Source organism: Pseudoxanthomonas composti (assembly GCF_004122095.1).
GTDB classification, from domain to species: domain Bacteria; phylum Pseudomonadota; class Gammaproteobacteria; order Xanthomonadales; family Xanthomonadaceae; genus Pseudoxanthomonas_A; species Pseudoxanthomonas_A composti.
The window spans coordinates 151648-165147 of record NZ_SAWZ01000008.1 but is presented as its reverse complement, the minus strand read 5'-3'; the positions used below and the strand labels follow the sequence as shown (position 1 = coordinate 165147).

At 65.3% G+C, this 13500-nt stretch carries 13 protein-coding genes; 6 read left to right on the top strand and 7 right to left on the bottom strand.

What is annotated here, in order from left to right; all coding sequences use genetic code 11:
- Together EPA99_RS14880 and EPA99_RS14875 are read right to left on the bottom strand one after the other, a co-directional pair.
- The gene (locus tag EPA99_RS14880) at positions 1-630 is read right to left on the bottom strand and encodes a CoA transferase subunit B (RefSeq protein ID WP_129472027.1); all 630 of its coding nucleotides are present in this window, start codon (positions 628-630) and stop codon (positions 1-3) included.
- Positions 630-1364, bottom strand: coding sequence for a CoA transferase subunit A (locus EPA99_RS14875; protein ID WP_129472026.1), 735 nt, complete (start codon positions 1362-1364; stop codon positions 630-632). The genes EPA99_RS14880 and EPA99_RS14875 overlap by 1 nt, the downstream gene beginning before the upstream one ends.
- Positions 1365-1511: 147 nt before the next feature.
- On the opposite strand from EPA99_RS14875, the gene EPA99_RS14870 reads away from it, so the two are divergent.
- Positions 1512-2858: a phosphohexomutase domain-containing protein gene (locus EPA99_RS14870; protein WP_129472025.1), complete on the top strand. Its 1347-nt coding sequence runs from the start codon at positions 1512-1514 to the stop codon at positions 2856-2858.
- 160 nt (positions 2859-3018) lie between these two features.
- On the opposite strand, the gene EPA99_RS14865 is transcribed toward EPA99_RS14870, so the two are convergent.
- The 5 genes from EPA99_RS14865 to rfbB form a co-directional block, all read right to left on the bottom strand.
- Complete coding sequence (locus EPA99_RS14865; RefSeq protein WP_129472024.1) at positions 3019-4185, bottom strand: nucleotide sugar dehydrogenase; 1167 nt, start codon at positions 4183-4185, stop codon at positions 3019-3021.
- A 110-nt stretch (positions 4186-4295) separates the two neighbouring features.
- Complete coding sequence (gene rfbD / locus EPA99_RS14860) at positions 4296-5201, bottom strand: dTDP-4-dehydrorhamnose reductase (protein WP_129472023.1); 906 nt, start codon at positions 5199-5201, stop codon at positions 4296-4298.
- Entirely contained in the window at positions 5198-5755 is a 558-nt protein-coding gene (rfbC, locus tag EPA99_RS14855) for a dTDP-4-dehydrorhamnose 3,5-epimerase (RefSeq protein ID WP_129472022.1), read from the bottom strand. The genes rfbD and rfbC overlap by 4 nt, the downstream gene beginning before the upstream one ends.
- The gene (gene rfbA, locus EPA99_RS14850) at positions 5752-6639 is read right to left on the bottom strand and encodes a glucose-1-phosphate thymidylyltransferase RfbA (protein ID WP_129472021.1); all 888 of its coding nucleotides are present in this window, start codon (positions 6637-6639) and stop codon (positions 5752-5754) included. The genes rfbC and rfbA overlap by 4 nt, the downstream gene beginning before the upstream one ends.
- Positions 6636-7694, bottom strand: coding sequence for a dTDP-glucose 4,6-dehydratase (gene rfbB / locus EPA99_RS14845; RefSeq protein ID WP_129472020.1), 1059 nt, complete (start codon positions 7692-7694; stop codon positions 6636-6638). Before rfbB ends, rfbA begins: the two co-directional genes overlap by 4 nt.
- A 218-nt stretch (positions 7695-7912) precedes the next feature.
- On the opposite strand from rfbB, the gene EPA99_RS14840 reads away from it, so the two are divergent.
- The 5 genes from EPA99_RS14840 to EPA99_RS14820 all read left to right on the top strand — a co-directional run bounded on the left by EPA99_RS14840 (position 7913) and on the right by EPA99_RS14820 (position 13499).
- Positions 7913-8659: an electron transfer flavoprotein subunit beta/FixA family protein gene (locus EPA99_RS14840; RefSeq protein ID WP_129472019.1), complete on the top strand. Its 747-nt coding sequence runs from the start codon at positions 7913-7915 to the stop codon at positions 8657-8659.
- A gap of 101 nt (positions 8660-8760) precedes the next feature.
- A complete protein-coding gene (locus EPA99_RS14835; protein ID WP_129472018.1) occupies positions 8761-9699 on the top strand; it encodes an electron transfer flavoprotein subunit alpha/FixB family protein in 939 nt (312 codons plus the stop codon).
- A gap of 13 nt (positions 9700-9712) precedes the next feature.
- Positions 9713-10684: a lysylphosphatidylglycerol synthase transmembrane domain-containing protein gene (locus tag EPA99_RS14830; protein ID WP_129472017.1), complete on the top strand. Its 972-nt coding sequence runs from the start codon at positions 9713-9715 to the stop codon at positions 10682-10684.
- A gap of 119 nt (positions 10685-10803) precedes the next feature.
- Complete coding sequence (locus EPA99_RS14825) at positions 10804-12192, top strand: UbiA family prenyltransferase (protein ID WP_241688407.1); 1389 nt, start codon at positions 10804-10806, stop codon at positions 12190-12192.
- The gene (locus EPA99_RS14820; protein ID WP_129472015.1) at positions 12192-13499 is read left to right on the top strand and encodes an FAD-binding oxidoreductase; all 1308 of its coding nucleotides are present in this window, start codon (positions 12192-12194) and stop codon (positions 13497-13499) included. Before EPA99_RS14825 ends, EPA99_RS14820 begins: the two co-directional genes overlap by 1 nt.
- The last annotated feature ends 1 nt before the right edge of the window (position 13500 follow it).

Here is a 13500-nt window from a genome sequence, read left to right as displayed (position 1 = left end):
TCAGGCCTTGAAGGCCACGCCGGTCTTCTCCCTTAGCTCATCCACGCTGACCCCCGGCGCGGCCTCCACCAGCATCAGGCCGTCGGGGGTGACGTCGAACACGCCCAGGTCGGTGATGATGCGGTCGACCACGCCCACGCCGGTCAGCGGCAGGTCGCAGGCGGGCAGGATCTTGTGGCTACCGTCCTTGGCCACGTGCTCCATGATCACCACCACGCGCTTGACCCCTGCCACCAGGTCCATGGCCCCGCCCATGCCCTTGACCATCTTGCCGGGCACCATCCAGTTGGCGATGTCGCCCTTGTCGGTCACCTGCATCGCACCGAGGATGGCCAGGTCGATATGGCCACCACGGATCATCGCGAAGGAATCGTGGCTGCCGAAGTAGCTGGCGCCCTTGCGCGCGGTGACGGTCTGCTTGCCGGCATTGATCAGGTCAGGATCGACCTGCGCCTCGGTCGGGAACGGGCCAATGCCGAGCAGGCCGTTCTCCGACTGCAGCCACACGTCCACGCCCTCGGGAATGTGGTTGGCCACCAGGGTCGGCAAGCCGATGCCGAGATTCACGTAGGCGCCGTCGGTCAGTTCCTGGGCAGCACGGGCCGCCATCTGCTCACGGGTCCAGGCCATCACTTGCCTCCTTCGCTGACGGTGCGTTGCTCGATGCGCTTTTCCGGATGGGCGTTGACCACGATGCGGTCCACGTAGATGCCTGGCAGGTGGACCTGGTCCGGGTCCAGATCGCCCACTTCGACCAGTTCCTCCACTTCCGCAACGCAGACTTTGCCGGCCATGGCGCAGGCCGGATTGAAGTTGCGTGCGGTCTTGTTGAAGACCAGATTGCCCGACTTGTCGGCCTTCCAGGCCTTGACCAGGGCGACGTCGGCCACCAGGGCGGTCTCCAGCACGTAATGACGATCGCCGAACTGGCGCGTTTCTTTGCCCTCGGCCACCACCGTGCCGTAGCCGGTGGCGGTGAAGAACGCCGGGATGCCGGCCCCGCCGGCCCGCAGGCGCTCGGCCAGCGTGCCCTGCGGGTTGAACTCCAGCTCCAGTTCGCCGGCCAGGAACTGCCGCTCGAACTCCTTGTTCTCGCCCACATAGGACGAAATCATTTTCCGGATCTGGCGCGTAGCCAGCAGCTGGCCCAGACCGAACCCGTCCACGCCGGCATTGTTGGAGATCACCGTCAGGTCCTTGACCCCGGTATCGCGCAAGGCGGCGATCAAAGCCTCGGGAATGCCGCACAGGCCAAAACCGCCGACCGCCAGTGTCTGGCCATCGGACACCAGGTCCGACAGCGCCGCGGCCGCGTCCTGGTACAGCTTGCCCTTGCGCTCAAGCGTGGGGGAACCGGTGCTCATCGATCTGCGCTCCGCTGTAAGTGAAACCCGCATTCTAGCGAGCCACCCGTCGGCGCCACTTGGACTTTGGTTCAGTCCCCGTGACGCCCAGCGGACATGGGCTTGGCTACACTCGCCTCCCCCCAAACCCGAAAGGACTTTCGCCCAATGCCGCTTCCCGCATTCAAGGCCTACGACATCCGTGGCCGCGTTCCAGACGAACTCGACGAGGACCTGGCCCGCCGCATCGGTATCGCGCTGGCCTCTACGCTGGATGCAGGCCCGGTGGTGCTCGGCCACGACGTGCGCCTGACCAGCGCCGGCCTGCAGGACGCACTCTCGGCCGGCCTGCGCGCGCAGGGCCGCGAGGTGATCGACATCGGCCTGTGCGGCACCGAGGAGGTCTATTTCCAGACCGATTACCTCAAGGCCGCCGGTGGCGTGATGGTCACCGCCAGCCACAACCCGATGGACTACAACGGCATGAAGCTGGTGCGCGAGCAGGCCCGGCCGATCAGCTCGGACACCGGCCTGTTCGACATCCGCGACAAGGCCGATGCCGACAAGGCCCCGGCGACCGAGCCGACCGCCAACGAAGAGCATCGCCCTGACAAGTCGGCGTATATCCAGCACCTGCTCAGCTACATCAAGCCGGACAGCCTGAAGCCGCTGAAAGTGGTGGTGAACGCCGGTAACGGCGGCGCCGGTGCGATCGTGGACCTGCTGGCACCGCATCTGCCCCTGGAATTCATCCGGGTGTTCCACGAGCCGGACGGCAACTTTCCCAACGGCATCCCCAACCCGCTGCTGCCGGAAAACCGCGAGGCGACCGCTACCGCGGTCAAGGAACATGGCGCGGACTTCGGCATCGCCTGGGACGGCGACTTCGACCGCTGCTTCTTCTTCGACGAGACCGGCCGCTTCATCGAGGGCTACTACCTGGTCGGCTTGCTGGCTCAGGCCATCCTCAAGAAGCAGCCAGGCGGCAAGGTCGTGCACGACCCGCGCCTGACCTGGAACACGGTGGAGATGGTCGAGGAAGCCGGCGGCGTGCCGGTCCTGTGCAAGAGCGGCCACGCCTTCATCAAGGAAAAGATGCGTTCGGAGAACGCGGTGTACGGCGGCGAGATGAGCGCCCACCACTACTTCCGCGAGTTCGCCTTCGCCGACTCCGGCATGATCCCGTGGCTGCTGATCGCCGAGCTGGTGTCCACCTCGGGCCGTTCGCTGGGCAGCTGGGTCGAGGACCGCATGGCCAAGTTCCCCTGCAGCGGCGAGATCAACTTCAAGGTGGACGACGCCAAGGCCGCGGTGAAGCGCGTGATGGATCGCTACGCCGACCTGAACCCGGAGCTGGACTACACCGACGGCACCAGCGCCGACTTCGGCACCTGGCGCGTCAACATCCGCAGCTCCAACACGGAACCGCTGTTGCGCCTGAATGTGGAAACGCGTGGGGATGCGGCGCTGCTGCAGGAGAAGACGGAGGAGATCTCGGCGCTGCTGAAGGGCTGAGGAGCGAGGAACGAGTCGAGAGGAACGAGGAACGAGTCAGGTCATTGGCCTCGATTCCTTCCTCGCTCCCCTTCGGCCCTTCGCGATTCAAACGGGACGAGGGACGAATAAGGCGACTTGGCCTTAACTCGTTCCTCGTTCCTCTTCACTCGTTCCTACCTCAATTGTCCCCAAACAAATCCCGCGTATAGACCTTCTCGGCCACGTCATCCAGGGCGCTGGCCATGCGATTGCTGATGATGACGTCCGACTCGCGCTTGAAGGTTTCCAGGTCGTTGACCACGCGCGAGCGGAAGAAGTCCGGCTCGTTCAGCGTGGGCTCGTAGACGATCACTTCCACACCCTTGGCCTTCAGGCGCTTCATCACGCCCTGGATGCTGGAGGCGCGGAAGTTGTCCGAGCCGGCCTTCATGATCAGGCGATAGATGCCCACGACCTTGGGGCTGCGCTTGAGCACGTCGGCGGCGATGAAATCCTTGCGCGTGGTGTTTGAATCCACGATCGCGCGGATGATGTTCTGCGGCACGCTCTGGTAATTTGCCAGCAGCTGCTTGGTGTCCTTGGGCAGGCAGTAGCCGCCATAGCCGAAGGACGGATTGTTGTAGTGGCTGCCGATGCGCGGATCCAGGCAGATGCCCTCGATGATCTGACGGCTGTCCAACCCGTTGGTCACCGCATAGGTGTCCAGCTCGTTGAAGTAGGACACGCGCATGGCCAGGTAAGTGTTGGCGAACAGCTTGATCGCCTCGGCCTCGGTCGGCTCGGTGAACAGCACCGGGATGTCCTGCTTGATCGCGCCTTCCTGCAGCAGCGCGGCGAACTTCTCCGCGCGCGGCGAGCGCTCGCCGACGATGATGCGGGAAGGATGCAGGTTGTCGTACAGGGCCTTGCCCTCGCGCAGGAACTCGGGCGAGAACACGATGTTGTCGGTGCCAAACTGCGCGCGCGCCTTCTCGGTGTAGCCCACCGGCACGGTCGACTTGATGATCATCGTGGCCGACGGATTGATCGCCATCACCTGCTTGATCACCGCCTCGATCGAGCGGGTGTTGAAGTAGTTGGTCTGCGGGTCGTAGTCGGTCGGGGTCGCAATGACCACGAACTCCGCGTCGGCATACGCCTCGTTGGGGTCCAAGGTGGCCTTGAAGTTCAGGCCGCCTTCGGCCAGCGCGGCCTCCAGCTCCTTGTCGACGATGGGCGAGCGCCCTTCGTTGAGCATCCGGACCTTGGCTTCGACAATGTCCAGCGCGACGACTTCATGGTGCCTGGCCAGCAGGACACCGTTGGACAACCCGACGTAGCCGGTACCGGCCACCGCAATCTTCATGGGACGCAACCTCGAGGGGGGATGGGGGAAATAGCCGGCTAACGATACGCCATCGACCTGCAACGCCTTATTGACGGCCGCCGCCCCTTCCCCCGATCGGGTGTTGCCTGTCAGCCCTGTTTGGCCGCCAGTTCCGCGATGACCCGCTCCAGCCCCGCTTCCCAGCTGGGCAGGACGACATCGAAGTCCGATTGCAGGCTGCCGGTGTCCAGGCAGGAGTAAGCCGGGCGCTTGGCCGGGGTGGGATAGTCGGAGGATGGAATCGCGGCGACCCTTGGCGCACACGGCATCAGACCCGCGGCCAGGGCCTTGTCGAAAATGGCCTGGGCAAAGCCGTGCCAGCTGGTCTGGCCCGCCGCGGTGAGGTGCCAGGTGCCCGAGGCATCGCCGCCGCGCTGCAGGACCTGCGCGGTGACATCGGCAATCAGCGCCGCCGGGGTCGGCGTCCCGATCTGATCGGCTACCACGCGCAGCTCATCGCGCTGGCCGCCGGCGCGCAGCATCGTCAGCAGGAAGTTCTTGCCGTGCGAGGCGTACACCCAGGCCGTGCGGAAGATCAGGTACCGGCCGCCCGCGGCGCGGATCGCGTCTTCGCCAGCCAGCTTGCTGGCCCCGTAGACGCCCAACGGCGCGGTCGGGGCATCCACTGCGTAAGGCGCCGTACCCTGGCCATCGAAGACGTAATCGGTGGAGTAATGCACCAGCGTGGCGCCGTGCGCCGCGCACCAACGCGCCAGCACACCCGGCGATTCGGCGTTGGCGCGGAACGCGGCCTCGCGATCCTCCTCGGCCTTGTCCACGGCGGTATAGGCCGCGGCGTTGACCACAGTGGTCGGAGCGATCCGGTCCAGCAACCCCGTCAGGCTGTCTGGCTGATCCAGGTCCGCCACTTCGCAATGCGTGCCGTCTTCCAGCATGCCGCTGCGGGTGGTGCAAACGAGCGCACCCAACGGCGCCAACGCGCGGCGCAACTCATGGCCGACCTGGCCATTGGCGCCCAGCAGCAAGACGGTCATGGCGTGTAGACCGGAAGGCGCTCTTCAGCCACGTCCGCCAGCAAAGGCGCCCTGGCGTCCTTGTCCGACAGCAGCGGCTCGCCGACCGGCCAGTCAATGCCGATGGCGGGGTCGTCCCAGCGCACGCCGGCATCGGCCGCCTTGTCGTAGACATTGGTGCACATGTAGCTGAACACCGCGCGGTCGGACAGCACCGCAAACCCGTGCGCGAATCCTTCCGGAATCCAGAACTGGCGCTTGTTCTCCGCGCTCAGCAGCACGGCGGCCCACTTGCCGAAATGCGGCGAGCCGCGGCGGATGTCCACCGCCACGTCGTAGACCTCGCCTTCCAGCACGCTGACCAGCTTGCCCTGCGGATTGGGCCACTGGTAGTGCAGGCCACGCAGCACGCCCTTGGACGAGGAAGAAACATTGCTCTGCACGAAGCGGTCCGGCAGGCCAAGCTCGCCGTAGCGCTGGGCATTCCAGGTCTCCATGAAGAACCCGCGGTCGTCGCCGAACACTGCCGGCTCGATGAGGGTGGCGCCCGGCAAACTCGTTTCGATGATCTTCAAATCACTTTCCCCCGCACCGCCAGCTCGTGCAGATAGCGGCCATAGCCATTTTTGAGAAGGGGCGCCGCCAGGCGCTCCAGTTGCTCGGCATCGATCCACTTCTGACCGAAGGCAATTTCTTCAGGGCAGCACACTTGCAGGCCCTGGCGATCCTGGATGGTCTGGATGAAGTTGGACGCCTCGTGAAGCGACTGATGCGTGCCGGTATCAAGCCACGCATAGCCGCGCCCGAGCGGCTCAAGATGCAGCTGTCCCGACTCAAGGTAACGGCGATTCAGATCGGTGATCTCCAGCTCGCCGCGCGGCGAGGGCTTCAACGCCGCGGCATGCTCCGGCGCATTGCCGTCGTAGAAGTACAGACCGGTGACCGCGTAGTTGGAGCGCGGCTTGGCCGGCTTTTCCTCGATGTCGATCACCTTGCCCGAGGCATCGAACTCGGCCACGCCATAGCGCTCGGGGTCGTTGACCCAGTAGCCGAACACGGTGGCCCCCTCGGTCCGCGCGTCGGCGCGCTGCAGGGTCTCGGTCAGCCCGTGCCCGTGGAAGATGTTGTCTCCCAGCACCAGGCAACTCGGCTTGCCGTCCACGAAGTCCCGACCGATCAGGTAAGCCTGCGCCAGGCCATCCGGGCTGGGCTGCACCGCGTACTGGATGTCCATGCCCCAGGCCGAGCCATCGCCCAGCAGCTGTTGGAACAGCACCTGCTCGTGCGGCGTATTGATGATCAGCACTTCGCGGATACCCGCCAGCATCAGCACGCTGAGCGGGTAGTAGATCATCGGCTTGTCGTACACCGGCAACAGCTGCTTGCTGACGCCCTTGGTGATCGGATACAGCCGTGTGCCGGAGCCGCCGGCCAGGATGATGCCCTTGCGCTGCGTCATTGCACCCCTCCGATGCGCTCCAGGCGATAGCTGCCATCGAGCACGCCATTGACCCACGCCTGGTTGGCCAGGTACCAGTCCACCGTTTCGGCGATGCCCTGCTCGAAGGTGTGCTTGGGCTCCCAGCCCAGCTGATTCTTCAGCTTGGAGGCATCGATCGCATAGCGACGGTCGTGGCCCGGACGATCGGCGACATGGGTGATCTGGCTGCTGCGCGGCTGGCCATCCTGGCGCGGACGGCGCGCATCCAGCAGTGCGCAGATCGCCTGGACCACCTCGATGTTCTGCTTCTCGGAATTGCCACCGACGTTGTAGGTCTCACCGACCTGCCCCTTGGCCAGCACCGTGCGGATCGCCTCGCAGTGGTCGGAGACGAACAGCCAGTCACGCACCTGCTTGCCATCGCCGTAGACCGGCAGCGGCTCGCCAGCCAGCGCCTTGGCGATCACCAGCGGGATGAGTTTTTCAGGGAAATGGTACGGCCCGTAGTTGTTGGAGCAGTTGGTGGTCAGCACCGGCAGCCCGTAGGTGTGGTGGAACGCGCGCACCAGATGGTCCGAGGCGGCCTTGGACGCCGAGTAGGGCGAGTTGGGCGCATACGGGGTGGTTTCAGTGAATTTGCCGGTCTCGCCCAGGGTGCCGTAGACCTCATCGGTGGACACGTGCAGGAAGCGAAAAGCCGCGCCGCGCTCGGCCGGCAACCCCTTCCAGTAGTCCCGCACCGCTTCCAGCAGGCCCAGCGTGCCGACCACATTGGTCTGGACGAACGCCCCCGGGCCGTCGATAGAACGGTCCACGTGGCTCTCGGCGGCGAAGTTCAGCACCGCGTCCGGCTGGTGCTCAGCCAGCAGCCGGCTTACCAGGGCGCTGTCGCCGATATCCCCGTGCGCGAAGACGTGGTTGGGGTTGCCGTCCAAAGAGGCCAAGGTTTTCAGGTTGCCGGCATAGGTCAGCGCGTCCAGGTTGACCACCTTGACGCCCCGCTCAACCGCCTCCAGGACGAAGTTCCCACCAATGAATCCGGCACCGCCGGTAACCAGCCACGTCTGCGACACGCAATTCTCCGAATAGACGACCAAGTCCCGCTTCGTTGCGGAAGCCCCATAGGATAAACCGCCAGCGACACAAGCCCAGAATGAATCAGCGACTGGCCCGCGCCTCAGTGAAACCATACGCCATCGCATGGTTAGACCACATCCGCTAGAATCCTGCCTCGCCCCGCGCCGTCCCCCAGGGCCGGGCTTGATCGACTTCCTTGAGGTTTGCCCAAGCAATGAAGATTCTCGTCGCCTACAAGCGCGTGGTGGACTACAACGTCCGCATTCAGGTCAAGCCGGACAACTCCGGCGTGGTCACCGAGGGCGTCAAGCTCTCGCCGAATCCGTTCGATGAGATCGCGCTGGAAGAGGCCCTGCGCCTGCGCGACAAGGGCATCGCCACCGAAGTGGTGGTGGCCACCATCGCCCCGGCCGATGCCGCCGCGCACCTGCGCAACGGCCTGGCCATGGGTGCGAACCGCGCCTTGCATGTGGTCGCCGACGCCGCCGTCTCGCCGCTCACCGCCGCGCGAACCCTGCTGAAGCTGGTCGAAAAGGAGCAGCCGGATGTGGTGATCCTGGGCAAGCAGGCCATCGACGATGACGCCAGCCAGACCGGCCAGATGCTGGCCACGCTGTGGGGCCGGCCGCAGGCCACCTTCGCCTCCAAAGTCGAGATCGCCGATGGCAAGGCCACGGTCACGCGCGAGGTTGATGCCGGCCTGGAAACGCTGGAAGTCGATCTGCCGGCGGTGATCACCACCGACCTGCGCCTGAACGAGCCGCGCTTCATCAAGCTGCCGGACATCATGAAGGCCAAGTCCAAGCCGCTGGAGACCATCGCCTTCGCCGACCTCGGCGTGGAAGCCGGCGCGGAGCTGAAGGTGAGCCACTACGCCGCCCCGCCCAAGCGCAGCCGGGGCGTGATGGTCAAGGACGCTGCCGAGCTGGTGGCCGCGCTGAAGCAGAAGGGCTTGCTCTAAAGAGCCCGCCTCGCCTCCCCCGCGCCCTGCGCCACCACTCGTCGCCCGATCGAACTCATGCACTCCCGCCCAGGCGGGAATGAAGGAACAGGAACCTGCACATGTCCAAAGTCCTCGTCATCGCCGAACACCTGGACGGCGTGCTCAACGCCTCCACCGCCAAGACCGTCAGCGCCGCCGCCGCGCTCAAGCCAGAGGCGCTGGACGTCGCCGTGCTGGCCGCCGATCCGGCCGCCGTCGCTGACGCTGCCGCCAAGCTGACGGGCGTCACCAAGGTTGTCACCGTGACCCACGCGGCCAACGAACATGCCATCGGCCAGGTGCTCGCGCCGCAGATCGCGGCCCTGGCGGCCGGCTACACGCACGTGTTCGGCCCCTCGACCACCTTCGGCAAGGACCTAATGCCCTGCGTGGCCGCGCTGCTGGGCGTGGCCCAGGTGTCGGACCTGATCACGGTCGAGGGCGATCACAGCTTCACCCGCCCGATCTATGCCGGCAATGCCATCATCACCGTCCAGGCCGATGCCAGCCAGACCGTGGTTGCCACCGTGCGCACCGCCTCCTGGCCCGAGGCCGCCCAGGGCGGCAACGCACCCATCGAAGCGGCCAGCGTGCAGGTCGACCTGCCCAGCCACACGCGTTTCATCGGCCTGGCGGCCGGCAAGTCCGACCGCCCGGATCTGCAGTCGGCCCGCCGTGTGGTGTCTGGCGGCCGCGGCGTGGGCTCGAAGGAAAACTTCGAGATCATCTACAAGCTGGCCGACAAGCTCGGCGCCGCCGTGGGCGCCTCACGCGCGGCGGTGGATGCCGGCTACGTCCCCAACGAGCTGCAAGTTGGCCAGACCGGCAAGATCATCGCCCCCGAGCTGTACATGGCGATCGGCATCTCCGGCGCCATCCAGCACCTGACCGGCATCAAGGACGCCGGCACCATCGTGGCGATCAACAAGGATCCGGACGCGCCGATCTTCGAGATTGCCGATATCGGGCTGGTGGGCGATCTGTTCGCGCTCCTTCCTGAGTTGGACGCGGCGACCTGACCGGAACATCTCCTTGAACGAACGGCTGGACGGTAGAACCACAAGGAGAGGACAACGCGCACATTGGCAGGCAGCCACCGTCGCAGTGGTCTGCGCCTGTTACATCGCTGCGCTGTGGTGGATCGACCGGGAAAACGGCACATTCCGCCGCCTGCTGGATCAAGGCGGCGTACTGGTCCTCATGCTGCCCCTGGTCCTGGCCAGTTATGTCGTACGTTATGGGCGTTGGCGGTGGCTTTTACGGGGCCGGGGACATCGCCTGCCGTGGTGGCCGGGCTTCCTCGCCTATCTCGCTGGCTTTGCGCTGACCGCGACACCTGGCAAAGCAGGTGAGCTACTGCGTATCCGCTATTTCGAGCGCATGGGCGTCCCGGCGTCCCGGACGATGGCCGTGTTTGTGTTCGAGCGTGCCTGCGACCTGCTGGTCATCCTGCTGCTGTCGCTCTTGGCCGCGCGCGTTTTCCCAACACTGGGCTTGCTCTGCGTGGTGGTGCTTGCCTTCGTCGGTGTGCTGTTCGGCTTTGCAGCTTGGCCAGGATCGGGCCGTTGCTTCGGATGGTCTGCTGCGAGGCTGCCTGAGGGTCCGCTCAGGAAGATGCTGTCGTTCATCAGGAATGCGGTGGAGGATCTGGCGCGCTGTCTGACATGGCGGTCGCTTGCGCTGAGCATGCTCACTGGCGCGTTGGCCTGGGGCCTGACGGCGCTGACGTTCTTCGGCATCAGCAGTGCACTGGGCATCCAGGGCCCGCTCACGGCACTGCTCGGCATCTATCCACTCGCCATGCTGATGGGGGCACTTTCCTTTGTTCCCGGGGGAGTCGGGACGACCGAGCTGGCGATCGTCCTGATGCTCGGCCGGCTTGGCGTGGCAACCCCGGAGGCGCTGGCAGCGGCCATTGGCACGCGACTGGTGACGCTCTGGTTCGCCATCACCGTGGGCGCACTGTCGGCTTTGAACCTCGAGCGCCACCTGATCAGGACCTGAAGGGATGGCGCGACCATCGTATAATCGGCAGCCATACCACGGCTGCCAGGTTACACATGTCGTCAACGTCCACAGGGCCTGCCTTCGGCGCAGCACGCGAACATGGGCCGGCCCTCTGCGTGGATCTGGACGGCACCCTGCTGAACTCGGACATTCTGTACGAGTCGCTGCTTGCGCTACTTGCGCGCAACCCGCTTTACATCTTCCTGCTTCCGATCTGGCTGATGGGTGGCAAGGCCGCTTTAAAGCGCGAACTCGCCGAGCGGGTCACCCTGCCCGCCGACACCCTGCCCTACAACCCGCAGGTCCTGGAGACGCTGCGCACCACTTCGCTGCGTCCGCGTGTCCTGTGTACCGCCTCGGACCAGCTACTGGTGACGCCGATCGCCGCACATCTGGGCTTGTTCGAAGAAGTCATCGCCAGCGACGGCCACAAGAACTTGTCCGGAGCCAACAAGGCGCAGGCCCTGGTGGAGCGCTTCGGCCCGCGCGGATTCGAGTACATGGGCAATGGCGAGGTGGACCTCGCAGTCTGGGAACAGGCATCGGCGGCATGGGTGGTCAATAATGGCCGCGGGCTTGCCCAGCGTGCTGCGCAACGCACCGAGGTTCGCGCCCATTGGCCCGCGCCCGCGCGCGGCAAGGCCTGGCTTAAGGCGTTGCGCCTGCACCAGTGGCTCAAGAACCTGCTGGTGTTCGTTCCGCTGCTGACCGCCCATCGCTTTCTAGATCCCGAGTCCGTCGTCCAATCCTTCATGGCGCTGGTTGCTTTTGGACTGTGCGCCTCCGGCGTCTATGTCCTCAACGATCTGCTGGACCTGACCCCGGACCGCCAGCATCCGCGCAAGCGCAAGCGCCCATTCGCAGCGGGCAAGCTTCCCCTGCTGCATGGCCTTTTCGCCGCACCAATCCTGACGCTCTGCGGCCTTGCGCTCTCCTTGGTCTGCAACGTGCAGTTCACGGCGGTGCTGTTGGCTTACTACGTCATGACGCTCGCCTACTCGCTGCGTCTCAAGCGCATCGTGATGATCGACGTCGTGCTACTGGCCGCGCTGTACACCGTGCGCATCATCGGCGGCGCCCTGGCGATCGAATCGGAGCTGTCCTTTTGGCTGCTGGCGTTTTCGATGTTCATCTTCCTGTCGCTGGCCCTGCTCAAGCGCTACACGGAGCTGCACGCCATGCTCGCCAGCGGCAAGAGCAAGGCGAGCGGCCGCGGCTACTCAGTGGAGGATCTGCCCCTGCTGCAATCGCTCGGCGCTGCGGCCGGCTACATCGCCGTGATGGTGATGGCGCTTTACATCGACAGTCCCCAGAGCGTGGAGCTGTATAGGCACCCAAAGCTGCTGTGGATGATCTGCCCGATTCTGCTCTACTGGGTCAGCCGCGTCTGGGTGGTCGCCCATCGTGGCGACATGCATGACGACCCGATCGTCTTTGCCGCTACCGATCGCGTCAGCCAGATCGTCGTCGTGCTTTGCGGCGCGTTCGCACTGGCGGCGATTTGATGGCAAGGCCCGGCCAGTCGTGGGGCCGCTATCCGCGGGTCGCTCAGACCGTGGTCGGGCTGGTTGACCGCGCCGCGGCCCTTCCCGATTTCACTGGTAGCGCGTTGCCACATGGCAATGGGCGCAGTTATGGCGATAGTTGCCTGAATCCGCAGGGCACGCTGCTGCACGCCCGTGGTCTTGACCGCTTCATCGATTTCGATCGCGCAAGCGGCGTCCTGCGCTGCGAAGCAGGCGTGACCCTGGCCGAGATCATCGATCTTGTCCTCCCCCAAGGCTGGTTTCTGCCTGTCACCCCCGGCACGCGCCATGTCACGGTGGGAGGCGCCATCGCCAATGATGTCCATGGCAAGAATCACCACCGGACCGGCAGTTTCGGCCACCATGTGCGCCAGCTCGAGCTGCTGCGTAGCGACGGCACGCGCCGCACGTGCAAGCCCGATGACGACGCCAAGGGCTGGTTCGGCGCCACGGTCGGTGGCCTGGGGTTGACCGGCCTCATCACCGAGGCCGAGCTCCAGCTCCGTCGCGTTCCTGGCCCTGCACTGGAGGTGGAGAACATCAGGTTCGGATCGCTGGATGAGTTTTTCGCGCTGTCGCGGGCTTCGGTGGACAGCCATGAGTACAGCGTGGCCTGGATCGATTGCCTGTCCAGCGGAAAGTCGCGTGGCCGCGGACACTTCACCCGCGCCGATCACGCAGCCCAGAGCGCGGGGGAGCGCCCGGGTGCGCCAAGCAAGGGCCTGGCGATACCTTTCACGCCGCCGGTGTCGCTGGTGAACAAGCTGACACTTCGCCCCTTCAACGCGCTGTACTACTGGCGCCAGCCGGCAAGGCACAAACGCGTTGCCAGCCACCTCTTGCCTTTCTTCTATCCGCTCGATGGAATCGCCCATTGGAACCGCATGTACGGCCCAGCAGGCTTCCTGCAGTACCAGTGCGCGCTGCCACCGGCGAACGCGTCGGCAGGGGTGGATGCGCTGCTGCAGGAGATCTCACGCAGCGGCAGCGGCTCGTTCCTGGCCGTCCTGAAGGAGTTTGGTGACCGGGCCTCGCCCGGCATGCTCTCCTTTCCCCGCCCGGGGACCACACTGGCCCTGGACTTTCCCAATACCGGACCGGCGGTGTTCCGCCTGCTGGACCGCCTGGACCGCATCGTGGATGAGGCCGGCGGCGCACTCTATCCTGCAAAGGATGCCCGTATGTCCGCGGCGTCGTTTCAGCGCGCCTACCCGAAGTGGAAGACGTTCAACGCCTTCATCGATCCACGTTTTTCCTCCGGCTTCTGGCGCCGGGTTACGGAGTAAG